The 23,410-nt window shown below is 55.6% G+C and carries 23 protein-coding genes; 14 read left to right on the forward strand and 9 right to left on the reverse strand.

Annotated features, from left to right (window positions below; all coding sequences use genetic code 11):
- Positions 1–4: 4 nt before the first annotated feature.
- From algC to coaBC, 3 genes are all read right to left on the reverse strand, one after another.
- A complete protein-coding gene (algC, locus tag ACN0UH_RS04470; RefSeq protein WP_417661107.1) occupies positions 5–1,399 on the reverse strand; it encodes a phosphomannomutase/phosphoglucomutase in 1,395 nt (464 codons plus the stop codon).
- 1,309 nt (positions 1,400–2,708) lie between these two features.
- Complete coding sequence (gene dut, locus ACN0UH_RS04475; RefSeq protein ID WP_417660924.1) at positions 2,709–3,164, reverse strand: dUTP diphosphatase; 456 nt, start codon at positions 3,162–3,164, stop codon at positions 2,709–2,711.
- 28 nt (positions 3,165–3,192) lie between these two features.
- Positions 3,193–4,401: a bifunctional phosphopantothenoylcysteine decarboxylase/phosphopantothenate--cysteine ligase CoaBC gene (coaBC, locus tag ACN0UH_RS04480; RefSeq protein ID WP_417660925.1), complete on the reverse strand. Its 1,209-nt coding sequence runs from the start codon at positions 4,399–4,401 to the stop codon at positions 3,193–3,195.
- A gap of 177 nt (positions 4,402–4,578) precedes the next feature.
- Between coaBC and radC the strand changes: the two genes are divergently transcribed.
- A complete protein-coding gene (radC, locus tag ACN0UH_RS04485; RefSeq protein ID WP_417660926.1) occupies positions 4,579–5,253 on the forward strand; it encodes a RadC family protein in 675 nt (224 codons plus the stop codon).
- 59 nt (positions 5,254–5,312) lie between these two features.
- On the opposite strand, the gene ACN0UH_RS04490 is transcribed toward radC, so the two are convergent.
- The gene (locus ACN0UH_RS04490; protein ID WP_417660927.1) at positions 5,313–6,902 is read right to left on the reverse strand and encodes an ABC transporter substrate-binding protein; all 1,590 of its coding nucleotides are present in this window, start codon (positions 6,900–6,902) and stop codon (positions 5,313–5,315) included.
- A gap of 365 nt (positions 6,903–7,267) precedes the next feature.
- Between ACN0UH_RS04490 and rpmB the strand changes: the two genes are divergently transcribed.
- Together rpmB and rpmG are read left to right on the forward strand one after the other, a co-directional pair.
- On the forward strand, positions 7,268–7,504 hold the full coding sequence (gene rpmB, locus ACN0UH_RS04495; RefSeq protein ID WP_010489195.1) for a 50S ribosomal protein L28: 237 nt from the start codon (positions 7,268–7,270) through the stop codon (positions 7,502–7,504).
- An 11-nt stretch (positions 7,505–7,515) separates the two neighbouring features.
- On the forward strand, positions 7,516–7,671 hold the full coding sequence (gene rpmG, locus ACN0UH_RS04500; protein ID WP_002551515.1) for a 50S ribosomal protein L33: 156 nt from the start codon (positions 7,516–7,518) through the stop codon (positions 7,669–7,671).
- A gap of 174 nt (positions 7,672–7,845) precedes the next feature.
- Here the strand turns inward: rpmG and ACN0UH_RS04505 are convergent, their stop codons facing one another.
- Entirely contained in the window at positions 7,846–8,211 is a 366-nt protein-coding gene (locus ACN0UH_RS04505; protein WP_417660928.1) for a cupin domain-containing protein, read from the reverse strand.
- Positions 8,212–8,460: 249 nt separating this feature from the next.
- Between ACN0UH_RS04505 and ACN0UH_RS04510 the strand changes: the two genes are divergently transcribed.
- The gene (locus tag ACN0UH_RS04510; protein ID WP_417660929.1) at positions 8,461–9,954 is read left to right on the forward strand and encodes an aldehyde dehydrogenase; all 1,494 of its coding nucleotides are present in this window, start codon (positions 8,461–8,463) and stop codon (positions 9,952–9,954) included.
- Positions 9,955–10,113: 159 nt separating this feature from the next.
- Complete coding sequence (locus ACN0UH_RS04515) at positions 10,114–11,256, forward strand: MFS transporter (protein WP_417660930.1); 1,143 nt, start codon at positions 10,114–10,116, stop codon at positions 11,254–11,256.
- Between the two features lie 21 nt (positions 11,257–11,277).
- Here ACN0UH_RS04515 and ACN0UH_RS04520 read toward each other — a convergent pair whose 3' ends face one another.
- Positions 11,278–12,699, reverse strand: a complete 1,422-nt coding sequence (locus ACN0UH_RS04520) for a PLP-dependent aminotransferase family protein (RefSeq protein WP_417660931.1) — start codon at positions 12,697–12,699, stop codon at positions 11,278–11,280.
- Between the two features lie 195 nt (positions 12,700–12,894).
- On the opposite strand from ACN0UH_RS04520, the gene ACN0UH_RS04525 reads away from it, so the two are divergent.
- Both ACN0UH_RS04525 and ACN0UH_RS04530 read left to right on the forward strand, forming a co-directional pair.
- Positions 12,895–13,134, forward strand: coding sequence for a DUF1127 domain-containing protein (locus tag ACN0UH_RS04525; protein ID WP_417660932.1), 240 nt, complete (start codon positions 12,895–12,897; stop codon positions 13,132–13,134).
- Between the two features lie 24 nt (positions 13,135–13,158).
- Positions 13,159–13,773 carry a DJ-1/PfpI family protein gene (locus tag ACN0UH_RS04530; protein ID WP_417660933.1) on the forward strand — a complete coding sequence of 205 codons (615 nt, stop codon included), beginning with the start codon at positions 13,159–13,161 and terminating at the stop codon, positions 13,771–13,773.
- 26 nt (positions 13,774–13,799) lie between these two features.
- Here the strand turns inward: ACN0UH_RS04530 and ACN0UH_RS04535 are convergent, their stop codons facing one another.
- Positions 13,800–15,113 carry an NAD(P)/FAD-dependent oxidoreductase gene (locus ACN0UH_RS04535; RefSeq protein WP_417660934.1) on the reverse strand — a complete coding sequence of 438 codons (1,314 nt, stop codon included), beginning with the start codon at positions 15,111–15,113 and terminating at the stop codon, positions 13,800–13,802.
- 163 nt (positions 15,114–15,276) lie between these two features.
- Here ACN0UH_RS04535 and ACN0UH_RS04540 point away from each other — a divergent pair, with 163 nt between their 5' ends.
- Positions 15,277–15,630 carry a YkgJ family cysteine cluster protein gene (locus ACN0UH_RS04540; RefSeq protein ID WP_087518744.1) on the forward strand — a complete coding sequence of 118 codons (354 nt, stop codon included), beginning with the start codon at positions 15,277–15,279 and terminating at the stop codon, positions 15,628–15,630.
- Between the two features lies 1 nt (position 15,631).
- Here the strand turns inward: ACN0UH_RS04540 and ACN0UH_RS04545 are convergent, their stop codons facing one another.
- Positions 15,632–16,120 (reverse strand): Lrp/AsnC ligand binding domain-containing protein, encoded by a 489-nt coding sequence (locus tag ACN0UH_RS04545; RefSeq protein ID WP_087518743.1) that lies wholly within the window; start codon positions 16,118–16,120, stop codon positions 15,632–15,634.
- Positions 16,121–16,276: 156 nt separating this feature from the next.
- On the opposite strand from ACN0UH_RS04545, the gene dadA reads away from it, so the two are divergent.
- From dadA to ACN0UH_RS04575, 6 genes are all read left to right on the forward strand, one after another.
- On the forward strand, positions 16,277–17,575 hold the full coding sequence (dadA, locus tag ACN0UH_RS04550) for a D-amino acid dehydrogenase (protein WP_417660935.1): 1,299 nt from the start codon (positions 16,277–16,279) through the stop codon (positions 17,573–17,575).
- On the forward strand, positions 17,550–17,903 hold the full coding sequence (locus ACN0UH_RS04555; protein WP_417660936.1) for a RidA family protein: 354 nt from the start codon (positions 17,550–17,552) through the stop codon (positions 17,901–17,903). The genes dadA and ACN0UH_RS04555 overlap by 26 nt, the downstream gene beginning before the upstream one ends.
- 95 nt (positions 17,904–17,998) lie before the next feature.
- The gene (alr, locus tag ACN0UH_RS04560; RefSeq protein ID WP_417660937.1) at positions 17,999–19,072 is read left to right on the forward strand and encodes an alanine racemase; all 1,074 of its coding nucleotides are present in this window, start codon (positions 17,999–18,001) and stop codon (positions 19,070–19,072) included.
- A gap of 124 nt (positions 19,073–19,196) precedes the next feature.
- On the forward strand, positions 19,197–19,745 hold the full coding sequence (locus ACN0UH_RS04565) for a cupin domain-containing protein (protein ID WP_339514107.1): 549 nt from the start codon (positions 19,197–19,199) through the stop codon (positions 19,743–19,745).
- 218 nt (positions 19,746–19,963) lie between these two features.
- Entirely contained in the window at positions 19,964–20,389 is a 426-nt protein-coding gene (locus tag ACN0UH_RS04570) for a c-type cytochrome (protein ID WP_417660938.1), read from the forward strand.
- Positions 20,390–20,620: 231 nt separating this feature from the next.
- Positions 20,621–22,762, forward strand: coding sequence for an acetyl-CoA hydrolase/transferase C-terminal domain-containing protein (locus ACN0UH_RS04575; RefSeq protein ID WP_417660939.1), 2,142 nt, complete (start codon positions 20,621–20,623; stop codon positions 22,760–22,762).
- A gap of 27 nt (positions 22,763–22,789) precedes the next feature.
- On the opposite strand, the gene ACN0UH_RS04580 is transcribed toward ACN0UH_RS04575, so the two are convergent.
- The gene (locus ACN0UH_RS04580; protein ID WP_417660940.1) at positions 22,790–23,362 is read right to left on the reverse strand and encodes a xanthine phosphoribosyltransferase; all 573 of its coding nucleotides are present in this window, start codon (positions 23,360–23,362) and stop codon (positions 22,790–22,792) included.
- Positions 23,363–23,410: the final 48 nt, after the last annotated feature.

Genomic DNA, 23,410 nt, shown 5'->3' on the forward strand with positions numbered 1-23,410 from the left:
CGCGTTAAAACGGTAATTTGATGTCGGGCGCGAGTGCCGTCATTTGCTCGCGGAAAATCACTTTGATGCGTTCCAGTTCGGCTTCTGTTTCAGCTTCGAAGCGCAGCACCAGAACTGGTGTGGTGTTGGATGCACGCACCAAACCCCAGCCTTTTGGGTAATCAACCCGTACACCATCGAGGGTCGTGATATTGGCATCGCCCCATGAACCTTCGCGCTGCAGGCGGTCAATGATCTGGAACTTGTTCTCTTCGGTAACCTGAATATTGATTTCCGGTGTTGAGACGTCACTTGGGAATGCAGAGAACACATGTTCGGCATCGCGCTTGTCCTGACTGAGGATTTCCAGCAGCCGTGCGGCGCTGTAGATACCGTCGTCAAAACCGAACCAACGCTCTTTGAAGAAGATGTGGCCGCTCATTTCACCCGCCAGCAGGGCGCCGGTTTCCTTCATTTTTTTCTTGATCAGCGAGTGGCCGGTTTTCCACATCACCGGACGGCCGCCGTAGCCGCTGATCAGTGGGGTCAAGCGGCGTGTGCACTTAACGTCGAAGATAATATCGGCGCCCGGATTGCGTGAGACAACGTCTTTGGCAAACAGCATCAGCAGGCGGTCCGGGAAGACGATGGTGCCGGTGTTGGTCACAACCCCAACGCGGTCGCCATCACCGTCAAATGCCAGGCCCAGGTCGGCTTTCTCAGATTTAACCTTGGCGATCAGGTCAACCAGGTTCTCGGGTTTGCCCGGATCTGGGTGATGGTTGGGGAAGGTGCCATCGACATCACAGAACAGTGGAATAACCGTGCAACCCAAGGCTTCGATCAATTGTGGAGCGATAACCCCTGCAGCGCCGTTGCCGCAGTCAACCACCACTTTCAGTGGCTTGGCCAGGGCAATATCGTCGCGAATCTGTTTGAAGTAGCGATCCAGTACATCAACCTGCTCAACGCTGCCGATGCCGCTGCTGAGGTTGTTGGTGTCGATACGGGTTTTCAGCGCAAGAATTTGCTCGTTGGCCAAGGTGTCGCCAGCGATCACAATCTTGAAACCGTTGTAATCAGGCGGGTTGTGGCTGCCGGTGAGCATCACTGCCGATTTGCCGCTGAGAATGTTGGCGGCGTAATACACCACTGGAGTTGGCACCATGCCGACATCACTGACGGTACAGCCGCTGTCGACCAATCCTTGAATTAACTGCTCGACCAGCTCTGGACCAGACAAGCGTCCATCGCGACCGACTGCGACGTCTGGCTCGCCCTTGGCGAGGCTTTCCGAGCCGACTGCGCGACCAACCCAATAGGCTGTTTCTGCTGTCAGGGTGCGACCAACAACTCCACGGATGTCATAGGCGCGGAAGATATCAGCAGGAAGTTTAGGTGCGACTTGCGAATTACTCATAACAGATGACTGCTCCAATCCCAGGAGATCCTGGTCTTCATCGAGAATGTCGATATCGAGAATATCGGTATCTTGAAATAGTGGGTCGGCAAATGTGACCGGCTCTTCTGCCGCAACCTGAGCCGCCTTTTCAGCCTTGCTGGTCTTGGCGGCTGAGTCTTTGGCGCTGCCGGTGTTTTCTGCGCGACGTGGCATGCGTGCCAGCGTTTTCGCCAGATTATTCAGTGCTGGCAGGCTCAGGCTAAAGGCTTTGACGCTTTTCCCCGCAGAGAGTTCTTTGACCAGCTGTTCTAGCTGATTGATATCGCCCTCGAGGTGTCTGTTAAAGCTGCGATGCACCAAGTAAAAACCGATCACTGCACCCAGCAATGCCAATAGCCCAGCCAGCGCCAGTGCCAGCGGTGAGAACGCTGCGCCACTCAGTGCCGGGCCAGGGGTGAAGCTCAGCGTCCAGTTTGGGTTGCCGCTGTTGAGCTGTTGCGGGTTGCCTTGAGCCGAGCCACGTTGGGCCAGGACTTGCGCGGCAGCGGTGCCAAATTGCTGACTGAGCTGAATTGCACCGACTTCTGCTGGTAGCGGGGGGAGGCTGGCCAGCAAACGGTTGAGGTCAAACGCCAGCAACAGCGTGCCTTGCACCGCCTGATCTTTGCTTAACCGCAATGGCGCAACGCTGTAAACCAGCCACTGTTGGCCGACTTTGTATGCTTCAACCGCAGGTGTCTGGCCGTTCTCGACACGGCGCAGTAAATCCAGCGCAGCAAAATTCATTGGTGCTGTGCGCCCCATGTCTTGTGCCGCCTGGCCGCGCAAGTTGATTTGCGCGTCAACGATGCCGCTCCAGTATTTCAGCGAGCGCTCAGCAGCCCGTATCTGCCCGATATCGTCGCTTTGCAGCGCCGCAATCAGTGCTGGGTTTTGTGCTGCTGTCTGGGTGTCGGCGGCAAGTTGTTTCAGGGCTTGCTGCAATGCAGTCGCCTGGCTCTCGCCCCAGGCTTTGCTCAGGGCTTGATGTTGCTGTTGCTGGGCACTGCCGAGCATGCCGAACCAAAGCACGCACCCGGCCAGCGCCAAGCCGACAAAGGCGGCAAGTAAGCCGGGTTTAAGGGCCTCTAATGTGTTTTGCTTGTTGCTCGATGCTTTGGCGGCCGCCTGTTTGATCATCTCGTTGGACAGCTCGTCCTTGGCGGCACGTTTGAACAACTTCATCGAACATCTCCCTGACCCATTATTCTTAGTATTAGCCCCTGCCAGCGTTACAGAAGTACGTTGGCAGGTTCAAGGTAGTGCAAAAGAGCTACGTTATAGCCGCTTAATGGGTGCCTGAGTGGCCGAAGCCGCCGGCCCCGCGCTGGCTTTCATCAAACTCTTCGACCATTTCGAAGTGTGCCTGCACAACAGGAACCAGAACCAGTTGGGCAATGCGCTCACCAATGTTGATGGTAAAAGCGTCTTGGCCGCGGTTCCAGCATGAAACCATCAACTCGCCTTGGTAATCCGAGTCGATCAGGCCGACGAGATTGCCGAGCACGATGCCGTGCTTATGGCCGAGCCCCGAGCGCGGCAGAATCATTGCCGCAAGGCCTGGATCGCCGATGTAGATCGACAGGCCAGTCGGAATCAGGACAGTTTGACCAGGCTCAAGAGTCAACGCTTGTTTGAGCATCGCGCGCAGGTCGAGGCCGGCTGAGCCCGGTGTGGCGTACTGCGGCAGTGGAAATTCGTTGCCGAGGCGCGGGTCAAGGATCTTGGCTTGTAAGGCGTGCATATCAGATTCTGTTATCCATCAATAAGGTTCAGGTGCGATTCATGCGTTCAGCAATGAAGTCGACTAATTGGCGGGCAATCTTGCCCTTGCTGGTCTGGGCGAAGCTGCTTTGCTGCAATTCACGATCAATGATGGTGATTGCATTCTCCTCACTATTGAAGCCGATGGTGGGGTTGGCCACATCGTTGGCGACGATAAGATCGAGGTTTTTATCTTTCAGCTTGCGTGAAGCGTATTCCAGCAAATTCTCGGTTTCTGCGGCGAAACCGACACTGAAGGGCCGGTCTTCGCGAGTAGCCAGCGTGGCGAGGATGTCTGGGTTGCGGACCATCTGCAGAAGCATGCCTTCGCCACTGGTTGGGTCTTTTTTGAGCTTGTGCTGGGCGACAACTTCCGGGCGATAGTCGGCAACTGCAGCGGCGGCAATCAATACGTCGCAGGGCATAGCCGCTTCGCAGGCAGCAAGCATGTCGCGGGCGCTGACTACATCAATGCGTGTGACCCGCTCTGGCGTCGGTAGATGCACTGGGCCGCTGATCAGGGTGACTTTGGCGCCAGCCTCGGCCGCTGCTTCGGCAAGTGCAAAACCCATTTTCCCCGAGCTATGGTTGGTGATGTAACGCACCGGGTCGATATTTTCCTGGGTTGGGCCTGCGGTAATCAGTACATGAACCCCGCTGAGGCTTTTGCGCTCAAAACAGTCAGCGGCCAGTTGCGCGAGATCGTCAGCTTCAAGCATGCGGCCCAAGCCAACGTCGCCGCAGGCTTGGCTGCCGGAGGCAGGGCCAAATATATGCATGCCACGCTGGCTGAGAATCTGCGCATTGGCTTGGGTGGCGGGGTCGCGCCACATGGCTTGGTTCATCGCGGGTGCCAAGGCGACGGGTGCGTCGGTGGCTAGCACCACAGTGGTCAACAGGTCGTTGGCAACACCTTGGGCGAGGCGCGCCATCAGGTCAGCGGTGGCTGGGGCGATCAGTACAAGGTCGGCCCAGCGTGCTAGCTCGATGTGGCCCATTGCAGCCTCGGCTGCTGGGTCGAGCAGCTCTTGGTGTACGGGGTTGCCGGATAAGGCCTGCAAGGTCAGTGGGGTAATAAATTCGCGGCCGCCGTGGGTCATGACAACACGTACTTCGGCGCCTTGATCCTTCAGTCGGCGTACCAGTTCTGCGCTTTTATAGGCTGCAATGCCGCCACCCACGCCGAGGATGATGCGTTTCCGATAAAGACGCTGCATAGGCCTGCCTTGCTCAAGATGAATGTACGTCGCAGTGATGACGCCTCCCCAGGCCGATCACCACGAAAAAAGGTAGGCTACGATAGCACAGAGGCTGCTATGGAACAGCGGCCTTGGCAGAGTCGGAGTTTGTTTGACCTGCTTGCGCAGGGTTCACCCATGACATGGAGGTTTTGTATGAGCATTCGCGACTGGCCTGCGGCAGAGCGTCCGCGAGAAAAGCTGTTGGCGCATGGCGCTACGTCCCTGACCGATGCCGAGTTACTGGCGATATTTCTGCGAACAGGGGTTGCTGGATGCAGTGCGGTAGATCTGGCGCGCCACTTATTGGCGGACTTCGGCACGTTGCGCAGTTTGTTGCAGGCGGATCTACCGACATTTTGTCAGAGTCTGGGGCTGGGGCCAGCCAAGTTCTCGCAGTTGCAGGCGGTACTGGAAATGGGCCGCCGACATTTGGCTGAAGAAATTCAACGAGACGACGCGCTGCAAAGCCCGCAGGCTGTGCGCGATTACCTCAAATCAGTATTGCGTCACGAACCGCACGAGGTGTTTGGATGTTTATTTCTGGACGCTAAACACCGGGTCATTGCGTATGAATCGCTGTTTACCGGCTCAATCGACAGTGCCAGCGTGTATCCGCGACAAGTGGTGAAGCGCGCGTTGGCGCACAACGCGGCAGCACTGATCCTGGCGCACAATCATCCGTCAGGTGTGGCTGAGCCAAGTCAAGCTGATAAAGTGCTCACTCAGCGCTTGAAAGCGGCTTTAGAGTTGGTTGAGGTGCGCGTGCTTGATCACTTCATCGTCGGCGAGGGTGAGCCGTTGTCGATGGCGGAGCACGGCTGGATGTAGCCAAAGCGCTGAGCAGTCATTGATCCGAGGCTCAATTGGCGACTCAGCGCTTTGCAGTCTTATTTGCCGATACTGACTTTGGAGAAATCCTGTCGGCCAAACGGGCTGACGCTATAGCCGCTGACTGTGCTGCGCGTCAGTGCGGTAGCAGTTGGATGCGCCAGCGGCACCCACAATGCCTGTTGCTGGATAATGGCTTGGGCTTTTTTGTAGATATCGCTGCGCGCTGCTTGGTCGCTAAGGGTTTTGCCTTGGCTGATCAGCTTGTCCAATTGCGGGTCGCAGTAGCGCGCAAAGTTAAGCCCAGATTCAACTGAGGCGCATGAAAACTGTGGCGTCAGGAAGTTATCCGGGTCGCCGTTATCGCCCGCCCAGCCCATAAACAGCAGGTCATGCTCGCCAGCTTTGGCGCGGCGGATCAACTCGCCCCACTCAATCACTCTAATTTCGGCAGTGATGCCAATTTTGGCTAGATCAGCTTGTAGCAGCTGCGCGCCCAATTTCGGGTTGGGGTTGAGCAGACTGCCGCTTGGGCGAGTCCAAATGGTGGTTTTGAAACCGTCAGCAAGACCGGCCTCCTTGAGTTTGGCTTTGGCTTGTTCCGGGTCGTAGGCATAGCCAGGCAGGTCTTTGGCATAGCTCCAGGTATTGGGCGGATAAACCCCGTTGGCTGCCTCGGCGCTGTCTTCAAACACTGCTTTGAGATAGGTCGCCTTATCGAATGCAAGGTTTATGGCTTGGCGTACTTCTGGCTTATCCAGCGGTGGATGCTGGGTGTTGATGCCGACAAAGGCGGTCATAAAGGCGTTGGTCTTCATCGCTTTTAATGCAGGATCTTTGGCGGCAACGCTGATATCCACTGGTTTTGGCGACAGGGTGATCTGACACTCGTTATTGCGCAGCTTCTGCAGGCGCACGTTGGCGTCAGGGGTAATAGCGAAGACCATTTTGTCGACGGCTGGTTTGCCCGCGAAGTAATCCGGATTCGCGTTGTAACGGATCACTGCATCTTGCTGAAAGCGCCTGAAAATAAAGGGGCCAGTACCGATCGGCTGGCTATTGAGTTTGTTTTGCTTGCCCGCTTTAAGCAACTGGTCGGCATATTCAGCGGAATAAATAGAAGCAAAGCCCATGCTTAATGTCGCCAGGAAGGTCGCATTTGGCTGAGTCAGAGTGAAGCGCACGGTGTTGGCGTCAGGTGCATCAATACTCTTGATCAGGCTGGGTAATTGCATTGATTGCGCGTGTGGATAACCACTCTGAGCAAAGGCATGCCAGGGATGTTTAGAGTCGAGCATGCGCTCGAAGCTGAACACCACATCGTCAGCATTCATGGCCCGGCTGGGCTTGAAGTAGTCGGTGCTGTGAAAGCTGACATTGGGCCGCAGCTTGAATGTATAGCTCAGGCCGTCATCGCTGACTGTCCAGCTTTGCGCGAGACTGGGGACAACTTTGCCGCTGCTGGCATCAAAGTCGACTAGGCGGTTCATCAATACATCGGCTGAGGCATTGGTGGTGGTCAGCGAGTTGTATTGCACCACGTCAAAACCATCGGGGCTGGCTTCGGTGCAGACGCTCAGGGTCGAAGCCTGTGTCAGCATCGGGCTTAGCAGCGGTAATAGAAGAAGCGATAAGGTTTTACGGCGCATGGGCATATTCCTTGACGGTGGCGTGCCGCGCATCCATCGGCGCGTAGCAATGCCGTACCCTAGTTCATAATGGCGCAGTAAGACAATCCAGCGGGGCGACGAGCGGTAATTAGTGATTAAGCCCCACAGCGCTAGCCCGATGCGATAGAATGCGGGGTTCAGCGTTGTGGTGGAAAGTGTGTTAATCCTTGTTGTGCGATAGCCTTTCTGGTATAAAGCAGCGCTCTTTTCTAGGGGCCCGGTTGTTGCGCTTTAAGGTGTGGCCGGTAAGACCCTCGAGAAACGCGGCGCTTCTGCGCCAATGACACTGAATTTAAGCGGCCAACCCATGCCGGGTTGGGCATGTGGTTTTAGAGGGCTGAGGCATGTCAAGAGTCTGTCAAGTTACCGGTAAGGGTCCGGTAACCGGGAACAATGTTTCCCACGCACACAACAAAACCCGTCGTCGTTTTCTGCCAAACCTGCAGCATCACCGCTTCTGGGTTGAGTCTGAGAATCGCTTCGTACGTCTGCGCGTATCTGCCAAAGGCATGCGTTGCATCGACAAGCGTGGCATCGATGTTGTGTTGTCCGAGCTTCGTGCTCGTGGCGAAAAGGTTTAAGGAGCTAAATCATGCGTGAATTGATCCGTTTGGTGTCGAGCGCCGGTACTGGCCACTTCTACACCACCGACAAGAACAAACGCACTACTCCGGACAAAATCGAAATTAAAAAATTCGATCCGGTTGTGCGCAAGCACGTGATCTACAAGGAAGGCAAGATCAAGTAATTGATCAAGCATTCTTGTTGCACAAGCTTGACGAAAAAGCCCGCCACCATGGCGGGCTTTTTCTTGCCCTGAATTTCACTTCGGCGAATCATCAGGAGCCTGCCCGGTAAACGCCAGGCGATAAAAAATCCCGCGTTTTGCGGGATTTTTTATCTTGGACTCGTTGCGCCGGGCTTACTCGCTGGCCTGCTCGAAGATCACATAGACCTTGCGGCAGGGTTCGAGCACTTCCCAGGTGCCGGAAAAGCCCGCCGGGATCACAAAGCGGTCGCCGACACGCAGCGTCTTTGCATTGCCGTCCTTGTCGCGCAGGACGGAAACGCCTTGCAGGATTTCGCAGTATTCGTGCTCGCTGTAATTGACTGTCCACTGGCCGACGGCGCCTTCCCAAATACCTGTGTTGAACTGGCCGCATGGGCTGGCGTAGTGATTACGCACGCTTTGCGCGGGGTCGCCCTTGAGAACTTTTTCTGCAGCTGGGCGATAGCTTTCCAGGGGGCTGTTGGTTTGGGCGAAGTCGACAATCTGCTCAATTTTCATCTGTGGCATCTCTGCGTATTGGCTTGTTGTGCGTGTCAGGCATGTAGCGCTGGCGTTTATTAGCCTGAGTCTATGTTTAATAAAACGAACATGACAAGGCCGTTTACGGCTTATTTGTCAAATATATTGAAAAGGTAGAGCCCTCTGGTTTAGTGTTGCGGGCAGGATATGGCCGATGTTGGCCTTGCAGAATTATTGACAGTTCGCGTGCAGAATGTGCGCCACTTATTACTGATAGAGGATGCTTGCATGACTAGCCTGACTCGCGCCGACTGGGAACAGCGCGCCAAGACGTTGAAGATTGAGACTCGTGCGTTTGTACATGGTGAGTACTGCTCGTCAGAGTCCGGTGAAACCTTTGAGTGCATCAGCCCGGTAGATGGCCGCTTGCTGGGTAATGTTGCCAGCTGTGACCTTGCCGATGCTGAGCGCGCTGTACGGGATGCACGCGCCACCTTCAATTCGGGTGTGTGGTCGCGCATGGCGCCAGCCCAACGTAAGAAGATCATGATTCGCTTTGCTGAGTTGATCGAGGAGCACGCTGAAGAGTTGGCGCTGCTGGAAACTCTGGATATGGGCAAGCCGATCAGCGACTCACTGAACATTGATATGTCGGCTGCAGCTAATGCCATTCGCTGGAATGGAGAAGCCATCGACAAGGTTTACGATGAAGTAGCGGCGACTGGCCATGACGAACTGGGCTTGGTCACTCGTGAGCCAATCGGTGTGGTTGCGGCTATCGTTCCGTGGAATTTCCCGTTGCTGATGAGCTGCTGGAAGCTAGGCCCAGCGTTGGCCACCGGTAACTCAATCATCCTTAAGCCATCGGAAAAGTCACCGCTGACCGGTATCCGTGTCGCTCAGTTGGCTGTTGAAGCCGGTATTCCTGCGGGCGTATTCAACGTGCTGCCAGGCTTTGGTCACACTGTGGGTAAGGCCTTGGCCCTGCACATGGATGTCGATACGCTGGTCTTCACCGGTTCGACCAAAATCGCCAAGCAGTTGATGATTTACGCTGGCGAGTCGAACATGAAGCGCGTTTGGCTGGAAGCTGGCGGCAAGAGCCCGAATATCGTCTTCGCTGATGCTCCAGATCTGCAAGCAGCTGCCGAGTCAGCAGCTGGCGCCATTGCCTTCAACCAAGGTGAAGTCTGCACCGCAGGCTCGCGCTTGTTGGTTGAGCGCTCGATCAAAGACAAATTCTTACCTTTGGTGGTCGAAGCGATCAAAGGCTGGAAGGCAGGCAATCCGCTTGACCCAGAAACCAATGTCGGCGCGCTGGTTGATACCCAGCAGATGAATAACGTATTGCGTTATATCGATGCAGGCCACAAAGACGGCGCTAAGTTGGTTGCCGGTGGTAAGCGTGTCATGGAAGAGTCGGGCGGCACTTATGTTGAGCCGACCATCTTCGACGGTGTGAACAACGCTATGACTATCGCTCAGGAAGAGATTTTTGGTCCGGTTCTGTCGGTGATTGCCTTTGATGATGCCGAGGAAGCGATTGCAATCGCCAACGACACCATCTACGGTTTGGCCGCAGCGGTGTGGACCAGCAACCTGTCGAAGGCCCACATGACGGCCAAGGCGTTGCGCGCGGGCAGCGTTTGGGTCAATCAGTACGACGGTGGCGACATGACTGCGCCATTTGGTGGTTTCAAGCAGTCGGGCAACGGTCGTGACAAGTCGCTGCATGCATTCGATAAGTACACTGAGCTGAAAGCAACTTGGATCAAGTTATAAGCTGAAGCAAGGCGTTCACACGCTGCGCAAGGTCCGTCTCTGATTTTTAGAGGCCGGCTCAGATGAGCCAAACCTGCGGCCGGGTTTTCCGGGGGATTATTTCCTCTGGAGGCCTGGCCGTTTTGCTTTTTGCAGTGCAAGCACACAAGGAGTCTGGAAATGCGTTGGGGTACCTATTTCGCCGTGTCCATGGCGGTGATCAGCATTGGCTTGGCATTGGGTGTGACCATGCCGCTGGTTTCGCTGCGCCTTGAGAGTTGGGGTTATGGGACGTTCGCCATTGGCGTAATGGCTGCCACCCCGGCTGTCGGCGTACTGCTCGGTGCCTCGCTTGCCGGACGCCTTGCTGGGCGACTGGGTACTACGGTGTTAATGCAGACGTGTCTGCTGGTCGGTGCGCTATCCGTGGCGATGCTGGCCTTGGTGCAGAACTATACGGTGTGGCTATTTCTGCGTTTACTGCTGGGCGTCGCTCTGACCATGGTGTTTATTCTGGGTGAGAGCTGGATTAACCAGTTGGCTGTGGAAAAGTGGCGTGGCCGTCTGGTTGCGCTGTATGGCACCGGTTACGCCTTGAGTCAGCTTTCCGGCCCGTTACTGTTGCATGCCCTCGGTACCGAAAGCGATCGTGCATTCTGGACCGGCACTGGTTTGCTGATTGGCGGCTCGCTGATTTTGCTGGGGCGTACCGGAGCGCCCAAGGTCGATGGCCACAGCGCTTCGTCAAAAGGTCTGCTGGCCTTTTGTAGCAAGATGCCAGCGATTGCCTGGGCGGTGGCGTTGTTCGCCGCTTTTGAGTCGATGATGCTGACGTTATTGCCGATCTATGGATTGCGGCAGGGTTTCAGTCAGGACGTTGCGCTGTTTATGGTCAGCGTTGTAGTGGTGGGCGATGCTGTCTTGCAGCTTCCCATTGGCTGGTTGGCTGACCTGATGTCGCGGCGCAACCTGTTCCGTGGTTGCGGGGTGGTGCTGTTGTGCTCAAGCTTGAGTATTCCGTTGGCATTGCATTCGCCCTTGATCTGGCCGGTGTTGGTGCTGTTTGGTGCCAGTGCGGGTGGCTTGTTTACCTTGTCGCTGATTCAGATTGGCGAGCGCTTTCGCGACGATGCCTTGGTGCGTGCTAACGCCCATGTCTCGCAACTGTGGGGGATTGGCTGCCTGCTTGGGCCATTGCTTACCGGCGCGGCCAGCCAGTGGGTCAGTGGTCATGCCTTACCGCTGCTGATGGCGCTCGGCGCTGCGGGCTTTGTAGTGCTGGCATGGCGCCCCGAACCGCAGCAGGTTGCGGTCACATCCTGAGGCGCAAGCGATAGGCGAAGACTAGTCGGGCGAGGCGAGCAGTTGCGCAACTGTTTCGCCAACCTTACGCACCGCATTCTCGATTTCGGCAGTGGCTTTGGTCGCGTAGTTCAGGCGCAGGCAATTACGGTACTTGCCTGTCGCCGAGAAAATGCTGCCTGGTGCGATCTGGATGGCGTGCGGCAGCAGGGCGCGATTCAGGCGCTGGCTGTCGAATTCGCGATCAAGCTCGATCCACAACATAAAACCGCCGTCTGGCTGGCTGACGCGTGTGCCGGCCGGGAAATAACGGCTAACCCAGCCGGTCATCAGGTCACGATTGCGTGCATATTGGCTGCGCATGCGCCGCAGGTGAGGCTCGTAATGGCCCGCGCTGATGTACTCCGCCAGTGCCAGCTGCGGCAGTTGCGCGGCCATGCCGGTGCCGATGTATTTCAGATGCAGGATTTTCTGCAGGTAGCGACCGGGTGCGATCCAGCCGATGCGCAGGCCTGGCGCCAAGGTTTTCGAGAACGAGCTGCAGAGCAGTACCCGGCCGTCTTCGTCATAAGATTTGATCGTGCGTGGGCGCGGGTAGCTGTAAGCCAGTTCGCCGTAGACATCATCTTCAATAATTGCCACATCATAACGCTGGGCAAGTGCGATCAGGGCGCGCTTGTTGGCTTCCGGCATGATGTAGCCAAGTGGATTGTTGCAAGTCGGTGTCAGCTGGATGGCTTTAATCGGCCACTGTTCAAGTGCGAGCTCCAAAGCATCAAGGCTGATGCCGGTGAGCGGGTCGGTAGGCAGCTCAAGGGCTTTCATGCCAAAGCCTTTGAGTGCCTGCATTACGCCGTGAAAGCTTGGTGAATCGACTGCAATCACATCGCCGGGTTTACAGGTGGCGCAGATCGCTGTGGATAACGCTTCATGGCAGCCGGTGGTCGTGACAATGTCTTGCGCCGGTATCTGGCAGCCGGAGTCGAGCATCAGTCGTGAAATCTGTTCGCGCAGCGCTGGATCGCCGTGGATGCAGCCATAGCTGAGCTCTTTAACGCTTTGTCGACGGCTGAGACGCGAGATTGAGCGCAGCAAGGGTTTTAGTGTTGGGCTGCTGATGTCTGGCATACCGCGACCTAACTGCAAGATATCGCTGCCCGGTGCGATGCTGATCAGTTCAAGCACGTTGTCCCACTGCGAGACATCCAGCGGCCGCTGAGCGGCGCGGTTGACCATCGGTAACTCAGGTTTCTGGCGGCTTGGCGGCACGAAGTAACCTGATTTCGGTCGCGGTGTCGCCATGCCCTGATCTTCAAGATGGCGATAAGCCTGTTGCACTGTACTCAAACTGACACCGTGCTCGACGCTCAATGCGCGCACTGAGGGCAAGCGGTCGCCAGGGCGATACAGGCCTTGCTCGATGCGCGAGCTGATCATGGTGGCGAGGTCGATATAAAGAGTCATACAAATCAGGCTCGGACAGGTCGCTTGGTTTCTGGCTATTGAAGATATACCAGTACAGTTGCTGCTGAAAATTACCATTCAGCGGCCAATTCAGGTTGTCTGTATGGATTTAATATGTGTTTTCTGAATCTGTCATGCTTTTTGTGTTCGCGTCATCATTTGCTCTCGAAATGACCAAATTTCAGGAGCAAGGAGATGAACGGTTTAAGCGATGTGCGGTTGACCCTCGGCCAGCAAGAGTTGCAGCAAGATGCAGCGCCACGTATGTCTACGCCTGCAGCCTATGGCCCGCCAGTGTCGCGTTGGACACTATTACTGCGCCGGATCAGTACTCGCCGGGCATTGCTCAAGCTCAATGATCAGCAGTTGGCTGATATTGGTCTGACGCGCGCGCAGGCACATCGCGAAGCTACTCTGCCATTCTGGAAACTTTAAAGGCTGGTGCCGGGAGAACGGTCTATGAATATTGCAATTTTGACCTTTGAAGGCTTTAACGAACTCGATTCGTTCATTGCCGCAGGCATATTGAATCGTATGAAAGGTCAGGGCTGGAATGTGCAGATTACCTGCCCGGATGACTACGTAACCTCAATGAACGGGGTCCGGATTGCCGCGCAGCAACCCCTGGAGTTCGCCAATACTGCCGATGTGGTTTTAGTGGGGAGTGGTATCTACACCCGCGACATCGCCAAGAACCGGCTGATTCTTGATCGGCTCAATTTAGACCCGGCCAAGCAACTGGTGTGCGCCCAATGTTCGGGCACATTGTTGCTGTCGGTATTGGGTGTTTTGAATGGGCTTCCAGCCTGTACCGACTTGACCACCAAGCCTTGGGTGGTCGAAGCAGGCGTTGAGGTACTGAATCAGCCTTTTTTCGCTGAGGGCAATATTGCCACGGCTGGCGGCTGTATGGCTTCGCAGTATTTGGCGACTTGGATCATCGCCAGGTTGGCAGGTGATGAGGCCGCGGCGTCGGCCATTCACTATGTCGCGCCAGTGGGCGAAAAAGACTCAACTGTTGCGCATAGTTTGTCGGTGGTCCAGCCTTACATTGAGCAGCCAGCGTTTGCTTGAACCGGGGTTAACCCCCGGCTTCAGGCTTACAACACTTCCTTCATGCGGTGCCAGAGCATGCCTAGCGCGAGCAAGGGCGAGCGCAGGTATTTACCGCCCGGGAAGGTCATGTGCGGCACTTTATCGAACAGATCAAACCCGGTGCTGGCTTGACCAGCAATCGCTTCACCCAACAACTTGCCAGCCAGATGCGTAGCGTTGACGCCGTGGCCGGAGTAGGCCTGCGCATAAAACACGTTGTTCTGACCCTTGAGGCGACCGATTTGTGGCAGGCGGTTGGCGCCAATGCCGATCATGCCGCCCCATTGGAAGTCGATTTTGGTGTTTTTCAGGTGCGGGAATACTTCAAGCATCTTCGGCCGCATATAGCCGCTGATGTCTTCAGGATCGCGCCCAGAATAGTGACAAGCGCCACCAAACAATAAACGGTTATCGGCAGACAGACGGTAATAATCCAAGGCGACGCGTTGATCGCACAGCGCCATGTTCTGCGGAATGATTGCCTGCGCTTGTTCGGCGCTCAACGGTTCTGTGGCGATGATATAACTGCCCGCCGGGAGCACCTTGCCGCCAAGATTGCTGTTCAGCTCGCCGAGGTAGGCGTTGCAGGCCAGAACCAGGTTGCTGGCACGGACGATACCGTTAGCGGTATGCACCTTGACCTCAGAGCCGTACTCGATGCGAGTGACGGCGGAATCTTCAAAAATCTGTACGCCCAATGCCTGCGCTGCAGCCGCTTCACCGAGTGCCAGATTGAGCGGGTGCAGGTGGCCGGAACCCATATCGATCAAACCGCCGACATAACGGTCAGAGCCGACAACTTCGTGCATTTGATTGGCTTGCAGCAAGCGCAGTTGGTGTTGATAGCCGAGGCTTTTCAGCTCATGCGCGTCTTCGGCAAAGCCTTCGAGGTCGCGTGGCTTGTTGGCCAAGTCGCAATAGCCCCACGTCAGGTCGCAGTCGATATTGAACTGCTCGACGCGTTTGCGCACGATTTCAACTGCTTCCAGGCCCATCAGTTTGAGTTCTCGCACGCCTTGGGCGCCGATCACCGATTCAAACTGCTCAACCCCGTGGCCAACGCCGCGAATCAGTTGGCCGCCGTTACGGCCACTGGCGCCCCAACCCACCTTGCGGGCTTCGAGCAGCACCACTGAAAGGCCTTTCTGGGCCAGTTCAATCGCTGTATTGAGGCCCGAGAAGCCACCACCGACAATGCACACATCAGCGCGCAGCTCACCTCCTAAAGGTTGCAGCGCAATCGTGCGGTTAGCGCTGGCGGCGTAATAGGAAGCGGCGTGCTGGCTGTTGTGAACCGGTTGGTGAACGCGGGCGTTCATGTGCGAAATCCTGTTTATTGTGTTTGGAAAATTTTACGAAGCATAAGCGCGGTCTTCCTTGATCGCCAAGTGCCACGTAGCAAAAATCGATAATTAATTACTAATTGACGGCGATTCAGCGTTAGGACAGTTATCATGGCCCGTCGAACACCGAGGCGCTGCTATGAGTTGTACCCGTCGTAAAATTGATCATCTGCGCCTGCATATTCCACGCTTTGACTGCATTCCCGGTTGCCACGACTGCTGCGGGCCGGTCACGGCTTCATCTGAAGAAATGTCGCGGCTGCCACACAAAAGTGATGCCGAGCACGAGGCAGCGCTGGATGAGCTGAATTGTGTGCACCTTGGGCCGCAAGGTTGTCAGGTGTATGACCAGCGTCCGCTGATTTGCCGATTGTTTGGCACCACGCCGCGCATGCCATGCCCGCATGGTCGCGGCCCCGAGGAGCCGATTGATCCGCAGGTCGAACAGCAAGTGCACAACCTGATCGCGACCACCCGCCAGGTTTTGGTCTAGGTTATTCCGGCACGGGGAGGCTGAGGCTTTCCTTCACTTCTTCCATGACGATATAGCTTTTGGATTCACGCACGTGCGGCAGTTTGAGCAGAATGTCGCCCAGTAGCTTGCGGTATGACGCCATCTCATTAATCCGTGCCTTGACCAGATAATCGAAATCGCCAGAAACCAGATGGCATTCCAATACGTGCGGCAGCTTAAGCACTGCGCGGCGAAACTCTTCAAAAGTGTCGCCCGATTTGTAATCCAGGCTGATCTCGACAAATACCAGCAGGCTGGCCTTGAGGTTCTGTGGGTTCAGGCGGGCGTGGTAGCCCATGATGATGCCTTCGCGCTCAAGCCGGCGGACCCGTTCAGTGCAGGGCGTAGTCGATAAACCTACACGCTCGCCCAGCTCAGTAAACGAGATGCGACCGTCTTCCTGCAGGACGCGCAGGATGTTGCGATCGATTTTGTCCAGGTCACGGCGAGACTGGTGCTGAGTGCGCATAGGAAATACTCCTCCGTCCAAGCGGATTTTTACGAGAGTTATTACTAAATATAGGCTGATGTTTAGTTAATTGCACTGCTCGATGATTCATATACTAGCCGCATCTACTCTCATGATAAAAAACGCCAGTGCATAGTCTCGGCGAGGAGAAAAATGATGCGGGTTCTGGTTCTCGGTAGCGGTGTGATTGGCACTGTAAGCGCTTATTATTTGGCACGTCAGGGTTTTGAGGTGGTCGTAGTTGATCGTCAGGACGGCCCTGCGCAGGAAACCAGCTTCGCCAATGCCGGTCAGGTTTCGCCTGGCTATGCATCTCCTTGGGCTGCACCGGGCGTTCCGCTCAAAGCTATCAAATGGCTGCTGCAAAAACACGCGCCACTGGCAATCAAGGCCACTGCTGACGTTGATCAGTATTTATGGATGGCGCAAATGCTGCGCAACTGCACGGCCAGCCGTTATGCGGTAAACAAAGAGCGCATGGTGCGATTGTCCGAGTACAGCCGTGACTGCCTTGACGAGCTTCGCGCCGAAACCGGTATTGCCTATGAAGGCCGCAGCTTGGGCACCACTCAGTTGTTCCGTACTCAGGCGCAAGTCGATAACGCTGCGAAAGATATCGCTGTGCTCAAGCAGTCGGGCGTGCCGTTTGAATTACTTGACCGCGACGGTATTGCTCGCGTTGAGCCTGCTCTGGCGAGCGTGACCGACAAGCTGGCCGGTGCACTGCGTTTGCCCAATGACCAAACCGGCGACTGCCAGATGTTCACCACCAAGCTGGCCGAGATGGCCCGCAAGCTGGGGGTCGAGTTCCGCTTTGGGCAGAACATTCAGCGTATTGAAGCGTTGGGCGATCGTATTAACGGCGTGTGGATCGACGGCAAGCTGGAAACAGCAGATCGCTATGTGCTCGCGCTTGGTAGTTTCAGCCCGCAACTGCTTAAGCCGCTGGGTATTCGTGCGCCGGTTTATCCGCTCAAGGGTTACTCGCTGACCGTGCCTATTGTTAATCCTGATATGGCGCCGATGTCGACCATTCTTGATGAAACCTACAAAGTGGCGATGACCCGTTTTGATCAGCGCATCCGGGTCGGTGGCATGGCTGAAATCGCCGGTTTTGACATGAGCTTGAATCCGCGTCGGCGCGAAACCCTGGAAATGATCGTTGGCGATCTTTATCCACAGGGTGGCGATCTGGCTCAAGCTGAGTTCTGGACCGGTTTGCGCCCAGCAACCCCGGATGGCACGCCAATCGTGGGCGCCACTCGTTTCAGCAACCTGTTCCTGAATACCGGCCACGGTACGCTGGGTTGGACCATGGCCTGTGGCTCTGGTCGGTTCCTGGCCGATACCATGGCGTCCAAACGTCCACAGATCAGCGCTGAAGGCTTGGATATTTCCCGTTATAAGCGCACCAAGGAAGCTCAAAAACATGGCTCTACAGCGCCTGCGCACTGAAACCCGTTACAGCGAAATAGTTATCCACAATGGCACTGTCTATTTGGCTGGTCAGTTGGCGGATGATTACAGCGGCGACGCTATCGAGCAAACCAAGCAAACCCTGGCCAATATTGATTTGATGTTGAGCGAGGCGGGCACCGACAAGAGCCGTATTTTGTCGGTGACTATTTATCTAAAGGACATGGCGCGCGACTACGCCGCTCTTAATCAGGTATGGGATGCATGGGTTGCGCCCGGCACCGCGCCAGCTCGCGCGGCAGTCGAGGCCAACATGTACACCCCGGAAGTACTGGTTGAGATGACCGTAATTGCCGCTCTGCCGTAAATGGCGGGAATGTCTTCAAGAACCATGTGTCACCCCTAGCCCAGCACTGCTGGGCTTTTTTTAACCCATTCAGCCCTCTGCAAAGAAGCTCAATTATGCGTCCAGCCCGTGCTTTGATTGATCTAAACGCCCTGCGCCATAACTACCGTTTGGCCCGCGAGGTTTCTGCCGCCAAAGCATTAGCCGTGATTAAGGCAGATGCATACGGACATGGTGCGGTGCGCTGTGCACAAGCTCTTGCTGGGGAGGTGGATGGTTTTGCGGTGGCCTGCATTGAAGAAGCGCTGCAGTTGCGCGAAGCCGGTATTGTTCAGCCAATTTTGTTGCTCGAAGGTTTTTTTGAGGCGTCAGAGCTGGAATTGATTGAGCAACACCAGTTCTGGTGTGTGGTGCATTCGATGTGGCAATTGGAGGCGCTTGAACAAGCGAGCCTCAGCCAGCCGCTGACCATTTGGCTGAAGCTGGACTCAGGCATGCACCGTGTAGGGCTGGAGCCTGATGAATACGCTGCGGCTTACCAGCGTTTGCAAAACTGTGCTCAGGTTGGAAAAGTCGTGCTGATGAGCCATTTTGCCCGCGCCGATGAACTTGATTGTTCGTGCGTCGAGGAGCAAGTCGCGGTATTTGAGCGCGCCCGCAAAGACCTCAGTGCCGAGGTGAGCTTGCGGAACTCCCCCGCACTGCTGGGTTGGCCAGATGTCGCCAGTGATTGGGTGCGTCCGGGGATCATGCTCTATGGCGCCACCCCGTTCGAGCAGGCACAGACAGTCGCCGCGCAGTTGCAGCCGGTTATGACCCTTGAATCAAAAATTATCAGCGTGCGTGAACTGCCAGCTGACCAGCCGGTTGGCTATGGCGCCCGCTTCATCACTGAGCGGCCAACCCGTGTAGGTGTGGTTGCGATGGGGTATGCCGATGGTTATCCACGTCATGCGCCGACGGGTACACCGGTAATGATTGACGGCAAGCTGAGCCGCCTGATTGGCCGTGTGTCGATGGATATGCTGACGGTTGATCTAACTGACTTACCGGATTCAGGGCTTGGCAGCCGAGTCGAGTTGTGGGGCAAACATGTACTCGCAAGCGATGTTGCCGCCCATGCCGGGACGATTCCCTATCAACTTTTTTGCAATCTACGCCGCGTGCCGCTGCTCTATTTGGGGGATTAAAAACTGCAAGTACAGCTCTAACTATTCAGCTGGACAATATTTAGGCACAAACTGTTGTAAATACTGAACGCTATTGCCATGATACGGCTACATTTTCCGTATCTTCCCGAGGGGGACGCAAGCATTGGACGTCGGTGTACGACTGCAATCCATCCGTAAGTTAAAAGGCCTTTCCCAGCGTGAACTCGCCAAGCGTGCGGGCGTCACTAACAGCACCATTTCGATGATCGAGAAGAACAGCGTAAGCCCCTCGATCAGTTCGTTGAAAAAGGTGCTGGCGGGTATTCCAATGTCGCTAGTGGAGTTCTTCTCCCTCGACGTGGAACAGGACAGCAACACTCAAGTCGTCTACAAAGCGAATGAGTTGATTGATATCTCTGATGGTGCCGTGACCATGAAACTGGTCGGCAAGGCTCACCCAAGTCGTGCCATTGCCTTTCTCTCAGAAACCTATCCACCGGGCGCCGATACCGGCGACGAGATGCTCAATCACGAAGGTGAAGAGGCCGGGATGCTGATTGAAGGTCGGCTTGAACTGGTGGTTGGTAGTGAAAGTTATATCCTCGAAAAGGGCGATAGCTACTACTTTGAGAGCAGTAAACCGCACCGTTTTCGTAACCCCTACGATGAGCCAGCCAAGCTGATCAGTGCGACAACACCGGCGAATTTCTAATGGATTTGTGAAAAGCGCTGCGCAGGGCTTTTTGCTGTATATCTGTTAAAACGCGCGAAAATGCAGCTTCCGCCAGCTCTGCTGGGCTGTATGACTTATAAATCTGGCTGCAACTGCGGCATTTGGTGTGTTTCAGCTTGCAGGGCTTCTCGTTATACTTAGCTCCCGCTCGCGAAACCGTGGCCGCGGGCGAACCAAGCCACGATGAGGGTGTAAGCGTGAATATGATTAAAAAAATGTTGGTTGCTCCTGCAGCCGTGTTGGCTATCTGGGCAGCTTCTGCCCAAGCAGCGACTGACGATGCAATTGCTGCTCGTTTGAAACCAGTGGGCGAAGTCTGTGTCCAGGGCGAAGAGTGCAAAGGTATTGAAGTTGCTTCTGCTGCGGCAGGCGGTGGCGGTGCGAAGTCTCCGGACGACATTATCGCTGGGCACTGCGGTGCTTGCCACACGACTGGCGTATTGGATGCACCGAAAATTGGTGACACCGCGGCATGGAAAAAACGTGCTGACGAACAAGGTGGCATTGACGGCCTGCTGGCTAAGGCCATCACCGGCATCAACGCCATGCCGCCAAAAGGCACTTGTGGCGACTGCACCGATGAGGAACTCAAAGCGACCATCGAGAAAATGTCCGGCCTGTAAGCCGACAGTTTTTTAGCGCCGCAACAGAGCGGCGGGTCATCCGAAACACCCTGCGCGGGCGATGCTTGCGCAGGGTGTTTTCGTTTCTGCGCCACACAACGGGCGGAGGCTGACTTCAGGTCAGTTGATCGCTATTGCGAGTAATGGGCTGACATAGATTTTGTTTCGGGGCGCAATTGCGATGCGGGTATAGTCGAACAGGAGAAACCAGCTAAGCGCAAGGAGTGCTTGATGCCGCAACTGTGTTCGATTGATGACGCTGTAGAAAGGGTTCTGGACGAAATTGACGGGCCGATCCATCTCGGCCTGCCCCTTGGCTTGGGCAAACCCAACACTTGGGTGAATGCGCTCTACCAGCGTTGCAAGCAGTTGCCGGAGCGTGAGCTGAATATCTACACCGCCTTATGCTTGGGACGTCCTCATGCCGAGCAGGGCTTGCAACGGCGTTTTTTGCAGCCGTTTGTTGAACGTGTGTTTGCTGATTACCCCGAGTTGGACTTTCTCGGCGATCTGCGTCGTGGTGAGCTACCTGCGAATATCCGCGTTGAGCAGTTCTTTATGCAGCCGGGGAGCATGCTCGGCAACAATGATGCGCAGCAAAACTACGTCAGTAGCAATTACAGCCATGCGGCGCGCGATATTAATGCGCGCGGCCTCAATGTGCTTGCGCAACTGGTCGCCACGGATCCGCTGCGACCAGAGCATTTCAGCCTGAGCTGCAATCCGGACATCACCCTTGACCTGTTGCCGATGCTGGATAAACGCCGGGCCAATGGCGAGAAAATTCTCTACCTGGCCCAGGTTCACAACGAGCTGCCCTTTATGTCGGGCGATGCTGAAATTGCCTGTGAGCGGTTTGATATCCAGTTGCAAGACCCAGAAACATCAGCCCTGTTCTCAACCCCCAATATGCCGATAAGCCTGCAAGATCACTGCATTGGCCTGCACGCCAGCACGCTGGTACGCGATGGTGGCACCTTGCAAATTGGTATCGGCTCGATGGGCGATGCGTTAACCGCCGCCTTGTTAGCCCGTGATAGCAACAACAGCCAGTACAAGGCGCTGCTTGATGCACTGAGCTGCACAACCGATTGGCAAGCATCGATCGAGACGATTGGCGGTACTGAAACCTTTGCCGAAGGCCTGTACGGCTGCAGTGAGATGTTCGTAAATGGCTTGCTGGTACTGGCTGACGCCGGAATTATCCGCCGTGCGGTTTACCCAGACCTGCTGGTGCAGCAACTGGCCAGTGCCGGTGCTCTGGATGAGCAAGGTCGACCGCTAAGCATTCAGGCATTGCTGGATGCTGGTCTGGCATCCACGCTTGATGCGCCACGTTTGGCTGAGCTGCAGCGTTACGGCTTGCTTGCAGCTGAAATCAGTTGGCACGAAGGGCAATTAAATTTGCCTAGCACGCTGCAAGTGCCGGCAGATCTGGCCAATTCGCAGACCCAGCAAGCGCTGGACACCTATTTGCGCCCGGCAAGCAACGCAGCGGTATTGCACGGCGGGTTCTTTTTAGGGCCGCGTTCGTTCTACAACCGCTTGAACGAGTTGAGCTTTGAGCAGCGTCAACGCTACGCCATGACCGGTATCTGCTTTATCAACGAACTCTACGGACAGGAACCGTTAAAGCGTTTGCAGCGCCGCGATGCGCGGTTTATCAACACGGCGTTTACCATGACATTGATGGGCGCCGCTGTGTCCGATCAACTGGAAAGCGGTCGCGTGCTCAGCGGCGTTGGCGGTCAGTACAACTTTGTTGCGCAGGCTCATGCGCTTGCGGATGCGCGCTCCATATTGCTACTGCGCAGTTGGCGTGAGTCTGACGGCGAGGTGCGCTCCAATATCGTCTGGGAATATGGTCACGCCACCATTCCCCGGCACTTGCGCGATATTGTTGTCACTGAGTACGGCATTGCTGATCTGCGTGGCAAAACTGATTCGCAGGTGATCGAGGCGCTGCTGAATATCAGCGACTCACGTTTTCAGGCTGAGTTGATCAAGCAAGCGCAAAAAAACGGCAAGCTGGACAAAGCCTTCCAGCTCGACACCCGCTACAGCAATAACCTGCCGGAGCGCCTTGAGGCTTTGCAAGCGCAATACAGCACCATTTTCGATGAGTTTGCGCTGGGCTGTGATTTCACCCCGCAGGAGCGTGATTTGCTGCGCGCACTGACTTGGCTTAAACGTAACTTCAAGTTCAGGGAAATAGTGCGCCTCGGTAAGGCGACGCTTGAGGCACCAAAGCCTGCGGCGTTTATGCCGCAACTGCAACGCATGAGCCTGGCAGAACCGAGTGGCCTGCGTGAAAAGCTGTATCAGCGGTTATTGCTGGCGGGCTTGCAAGCCACCTCATCAACGGCGCATTAACAAAACGCCATTGATGAGCTGCAAGGCCTACTCGAGAAAGGTAACTTTGCCGTCCGCCAGTGAGCTGATGCGTGCCAGAGATTCAACCCGGAATCCTTGTTCGTCCAGCTCATTACGGCCAACTTGAAATGACTTCTCGATCACCACGCCAATCCCGGCGATGCTCGCGCCAGCTTGTTGAATCACATCAATCAACGCTTTTGCAGCGCGACCGTTGGCCAGAAAATCATCAATCACCAGTACATGGTCATCGGCGGTGAGGTGCTTGGCCGAGACCGCGATGGTGCTTTCTGTCTGCTTGGTGAAGGAGTAGACCTTCGAGGTCAGCAAGTTGTCTTTAAGCGTCAGCGACTGGTACTTGCGGGCAAAAATAACCGGTATCCCGAGTTCCAGGCCTGCCATCACCGCCGGGGCAATGCCGGAGGCTTCGATGGTGACGATTTTAGTGATGTTCTGATCGCGAAAGCGAACCGCGAACTCATGGCCAATCTGTTGCATCAGCTTGGGATCAATCTGATGGTTCAAAAAAGCATCAACTTTAAGTACTTGCTCTGAGAGGACAATGCCTTCTTCGCGAATTTTTTGTTTCAGCGCTTCCACGCAACAGCCCTCATTTAGTGTGAAACCCCAATCTGTGTCGAGGTGTTG

This window comes from Pseudomonas sp. (assembly GCF_048265905.1).
GTDB lineage: Bacteria > Pseudomonadota > Gammaproteobacteria > Pseudomonadales > Pseudomonadaceae > Aquipseudomonas.

What these genes read in the sequence shown, in the direction of transcription:
- algC (WP_417661107.1), bottom strand. Translation starts at nt 1,399, where the DNA reads ATGAGTAATTCGCAAGTCGCACCTAAACTTCCTGCTGATATCTTCCGC.
- dut (WP_417660924.1), bottom strand. Translation starts at nt 3,164, where the DNA reads ATGCACGCCTTACAAGCCAAGATCCTTGACCCGCGCCTCGGCAACGAA.
- coaBC (WP_417660925.1), bottom strand. Translation starts at nt 4,401, where the DNA reads ATGCAGCGTCTTTATCGGAAACGCATCATCCTCGGCGTGGGTGGCGGC.
- radC (WP_417660926.1), top strand. Translation starts at nt 4,579, where the DNA reads ATGAGCATTCGCGACTGGCCTGCGGCAGAGCGTCCGCGAGAAAAGCTG.
- ACN0UH_RS04490 (WP_417660927.1), bottom strand. Translation starts at nt 6,902, where the DNA reads ATGCGCCGTAAAACCTTATCGCTTCTTCTATTACCGCTGCTAAGCCCG.
- rpmB (WP_010489195.1), top strand. Translation starts at nt 7,268, where the DNA reads ATGTCAAGAGTCTGTCAAGTTACCGGTAAGGGTCCGGTAACCGGGAAC.
- rpmG (WP_002551515.1), top strand. Translation starts at nt 7,516, where the DNA reads ATGCGTGAATTGATCCGTTTGGTGTCGAGCGCCGGTACTGGCCACTTC.
- ACN0UH_RS04505 (WP_417660928.1), bottom strand. Translation starts at nt 8,211, where the DNA reads ATGAAAATTGAGCAGATTGTCGACTTCGCCCAAACCAACAGCCCCCTG.
- ACN0UH_RS04510 (WP_417660929.1), top strand. Translation starts at nt 8,461, where the DNA reads ATGACTAGCCTGACTCGCGCCGACTGGGAACAGCGCGCCAAGACGTTG.
- ACN0UH_RS04515 (WP_417660930.1), top strand. Translation starts at nt 10,114, where the DNA reads ATGCGTTGGGGTACCTATTTCGCCGTGTCCATGGCGGTGATCAGCATT.
- ACN0UH_RS04520 (WP_417660931.1), bottom strand. Translation starts at nt 12,699, where the DNA reads ATGACTCTTTATATCGACCTCGCCACCATGATCAGCTCGCGCATCGAG.
- ACN0UH_RS04525 (WP_417660932.1), top strand. Translation starts at nt 12,895, where the DNA reads ATGAACGGTTTAAGCGATGTGCGGTTGACCCTCGGCCAGCAAGAGTTG.
- ACN0UH_RS04530 (WP_417660933.1), top strand. Translation starts at nt 13,159, where the DNA reads ATGAATATTGCAATTTTGACCTTTGAAGGCTTTAACGAACTCGATTCG.
- ACN0UH_RS04535 (WP_417660934.1), bottom strand. Translation starts at nt 15,113, where the DNA reads ATGAACGCCCGCGTTCACCAACCGGTTCACAACAGCCAGCACGCCGCT.
- ACN0UH_RS04540 (WP_087518744.1), top strand. Translation starts at nt 15,277, where the DNA reads ATGAGTTGTACCCGTCGTAAAATTGATCATCTGCGCCTGCATATTCCA.
- ACN0UH_RS04545 (WP_087518743.1), bottom strand. Translation starts at nt 16,120, where the DNA reads ATGCGCACTCAGCACCAGTCTCGCCGTGACCTGGACAAAATCGATCGC.
- dadA (WP_417660935.1), top strand. Translation starts at nt 16,277, where the DNA reads ATGCGGGTTCTGGTTCTCGGTAGCGGTGTGATTGGCACTGTAAGCGCT.
- ACN0UH_RS04555 (WP_417660936.1), top strand. Translation starts at nt 17,550, where the DNA reads ATGGCTCTACAGCGCCTGCGCACTGAAACCCGTTACAGCGAAATAGTT.
- alr (WP_417660937.1), top strand. Translation starts at nt 17,999, where the DNA reads ATGCGTCCAGCCCGTGCTTTGATTGATCTAAACGCCCTGCGCCATAAC.
- ACN0UH_RS04575 (WP_417660939.1), top strand. Translation starts at nt 20,621, where the DNA reads ATGCCGCAACTGTGTTCGATTGATGACGCTGTAGAAAGGGTTCTGGAC.